The sequence below is a fragment of the Novipirellula sp. genome (assembly GCF_041583735.1).
Lineage (GTDB): Bacteria > Planctomycetota > Planctomycetia > Pirellulales > Pirellulaceae > Novipirellula.
In genome coordinates this window covers 1-3,638 of the sequence record NZ_JBFHFD010000779.1, presented here as the reverse complement: position 1 = coordinate 3,638, position 3,638 = coordinate 1, and the positions used below count along the sequence as shown (strand labels likewise).

The window sequence follows — 3,638 nt, the reverse complement described above, 5'->3', positions numbered from 1 at the left end:
ATCCTGGAATAGACAACATCCGCATTTTGGCTTTCCTATTTTCCTGCCCTCTCCATCTTCCTGCCCAACCCCTGGTTGCCTGGAGTGCAGCTACCGTCGCCTCGCAAGTTTGGTGCTGCAATGTCGATGGTGTCCAGATTCAGGATCGGGGTGCAGGTGACAATCGCAATGCGGTGACACGAACATTCGGTTCGCCACTTTCAATTTTTCTGTCGCACCAATCTCTCTGTCCTCACTTGCGGCATGATCAATCACTGAGCGCCAGCACACGGCGGAGTCGACTGTTGCGGAGTGACGGTATGCGAAACGTCGAGTGGTCCGAGCGAATTTGGTTCGGTGATCACGCGGACGATCGATAGACAGAAAGATTGGTGCGACAGAAAAATGAGACAGCCACGGCGTTTCGTGATTGTGCTCTGAACGCTCGCGTCACTTCATCTTTTACCCCTTTCATCTTTTAACCTCTCGCCTCCACTCAGGTGCAAGATGCCAACTCCGGAAAAAGTGACATTGCACTTTCGCTTTACCATCTTCCTGCCCAACCTCAGATGCACGCAGGGACAGTGCGTACTGGCGGGGTGGTCGTGGACGTTTGAGACGACTCAGTACAGATCCAGCAAGGGGGCGAGTCCGCGCACGACCAATCGGACCTGTCTCCACTTGCCACCATGCCAAAGTGATCTAAGGCGTGATCGGTTTGCTCGATCGGTTTGCGGTTGGTTGTCGAAATGAAGTATTCGACCGGATAGCGTCCTTTTGGCACGGGCGTGGGATCCGATCTCGCTATTGCTTTTCTTCGCCGGAACTTGAAAGCTCAAGCTACAGGTCGGATTCGAGTTATTTGCATTCTTCTCGGGTCCAGAACCGGTAGTCGCCGAATTCGTGGACGGCCGACAGCCCGTTTGCAAACATCGCCTTGCTCGGTTCGCGTCTCCCTTGATTTTGGCAAACCAACGTTGCATCCAATCCGCCGGGATGTGGTCGAACTGGTCCATCAAGATCAATGTCTCGACACAGTTCATCCGGTCGGTCATGTGCTTGGCAGTCTTAATCTACTTTGCGACCGCGTCGACGTGCCGCGGCACGGTCTCCATTCACCGCCAAGTTTGAAACCCTCAACGCCTATCACCAAGATGTCTCAGCAGAGAGCGTGTGTGCACTAGGGCCCGTTCTCACCGGCCATTTTAAAGACGCGGCGGTGAAGAGCCTCTTTCTTTTTGATGCCGCGCGCCCTGTGATCGCGGGTTTGATGCCTGGGTAGATGGCAGTCGAAATTCTGGTTTATTTCTGTGGATACCTATGCTCCTACCCTACGGTACTGACGCTCCTGTCTACCACCATCCGGTAGCCACGATCAGTATCATTGCCACCAATACCGCGTTGTTTCTGCTCACCGGAATGGGTGAATACGGCAACTACGATTGGTTAATTCTAGAATATGACCGCATCAATCCGCTGCAGTGGGTGACCAGTGCGTTCATGCACGCGTCCTGGTCCCACTTGATCGGGAACATGATCTTCTTGTGGTGCTTCGGGCTGATCATCGAGGGCAAATTGGGCTGGTACCGATTTAGCCTACTCTATCTGGGGCTCGCCCTTGCCGATGGAGCGATCGGGCAAATTCCGATGTTCTTGTTCACCGATGGCCAGGGCGGCGCACTCGGTGCCTCCGGGGTGATCTTTGCGTTACTCGCCGTGGCGGTGATCTGGGCTCCCCAAAATGACATTCACTTCTTTTATGTCTGGGGCTGGCTGTTTTATGGCACGATCGAAATCCCGATCAGCGTGGTCGCGTTCTTCTACTTTGCAGCCGAGTTTCTGCAAGTTGCTTGGACGGGAATCCGAATGTCCACCCCCATGCTGCACCTGCTAGGGATGTCGGTCGGAATCCCCTTCGCAATCTTCATGCTCAAGTATGACCTGGTCGACTGTGAGGGTTGGGATCTATTCTCACGACTGGGGATCCGGCGGTTCGGTACCAACCGCGTTTCAGACAATAGCGATACCGACTCCGTAGACGATGCATCGCATCGCGGTTGCAACGTATTGACGCCCACCGCAACCACTACGACCAACAGTGCCTTGACTCGGCCGGAACGCGATCCTTGTGCGACCGCATTCGAGTCATTCACCCGTGCCGTTCGGGCAAATCGCACCGAAGAGGCAATCGCATGCTTTGCCCGACTTCGCGAAAACACTTGCGTTGCCGCAGTTCCTGATTCGACACTGGTTGCATATGCCAACCAACTTTGCAAAACGGATCGCCACGCGGAACGACTTCTGCCACTTCGCTATCTCGCATCGCGGTCTTCGAAATATTCAAACAATGCACGTCTGCAGATTGCGGTCATTGAACTGCGGCACAACGACGATCCGCATTCAGCGGTCAAGATTCTGAGTAACATGAGCTTACCGCTGACGGAGCAAGTTGCAAACGCGAGGAAGAGAATCCTTCGAGCAGCGAACGCCCGACTTCGCGAACGCCAAGCCGACGAAACGGAACCGATTTCGTAGCGGAGTTCGCCAGAAAAAACTCTCCCGAGGATCTCCAAAAAAATTCATAACCTTGCACTGCTTCGAACGTTGCGATTCGCGTTGCGACAGATCACACGACACTTCTTATCCGGAGAAATTTCATGCCAAACGAAACTCAAACGACATGCCCGTGTTGCCTAAAGCAGATGACGACGAGCGATGAAAGCTGTCCGACCTGCGGGTACAGCGATCGTGACGTTCATCTGCGACGATTACAGCTGGAGGGCGAAGCAGAGCGTCGCATCGAACGAGCCAAACTGCTAGGAAAACTGTTTCGATTCCTACGATTGACGCACCTATTTCGTTAGCCAATCTTCGGTCGCTGACCCCGGAGCATCCGCTAGCGGCTGCCGGCTCACAGTGCTGCGGTCCAAAACAGCTTCCGCGTACCTTTTCTTCGCCGTCACGTTAGAACCAACCCGTCCCCGAAATCTGCGGATCGATGCCGCGTGTGGTGGTCACTGAAAATTTCGTTCGGCGATTGCCCGGACGACAGATAGACAGAAAGATTGGTGCGACAGAAAAATGAGCCTGCCATGGCGCTTCGTAGTTGGGCCTGAACGCTCACGTTGTCTTCATCTTTTAACCGGTCATTTTTTAACCTTTCCCTTCTTCTCAGGTGAAAGGTGACGATGCCGGAATAGACAACATCCGCATTTTGGCTTTCCTATGTTTCTGCCCCCTCCATCTTCCTGCCCAACCTCTGGTTGCCTGGAGTGCACCTGCCATCGCTTCACGAGCTTGCTGCTGCGACGTCAATGCTGTCTGGATTCACCTTCGGGAAGCAGGCGACAATCGCTATGTGGCGAGACAACCATTCGATTCGCCATCGTTCAATCTTTCTGTCGCACCAATCTTTCTGTCCTCACTTGCGGCATCCTAAATACACCGAAGGACGTGAACGGCGAGGTCGACTGCTGCGGAATGAACACTCCTGTAGTGTGCCGAACTCTCTGTGAATGTGGTTCGACGATTGCTCGGACGATCGATAGACAGAAAGATTGGTGCGACAGAAAAATGAGACAGCCACGGCGCTTCGCAGTTGGACCTGAACACTCGTGTCTTCTTCATTTTTTAACCGGTCATTTTTTAACCTTTCGCTT

At 53.6% G+C, this 3,638-nt stretch carries 3 protein-coding genes; all 3 read left to right on the top strand.

Going from position 1 to position 3,638, the window contains the following annotated elements:
- Nucleotides 1–359, top strand: a 359-nt coding sequence (locus ABX962_RS32585) for a hypothetical protein (RefSeq protein WP_372725866.1), incomplete at its 5' end; no start/stop codon positions are given.
- A gap of 940 nt (nt 360–1,299) precedes the next feature.
- Entirely contained in the window at nt 1,300–2,514 is a 1,215-nt protein-coding gene (locus ABX962_RS32580) for a rhomboid family intramembrane serine protease (protein WP_372725865.1), read from the top strand.
- A 122-nt stretch (nt 2,515–2,636) separates the two neighbouring features.
- The gene (locus ABX962_RS32575; RefSeq protein WP_372725864.1) at nt 2,637–2,843 is read left to right on the top strand and encodes a hypothetical protein; all 207 of its coding nucleotides are present in this window, start codon (nt 2,637–2,639) and stop codon (nt 2,841–2,843) included.
- Nucleotides 2,844–3,638 lie beyond the last annotated feature (795 nt).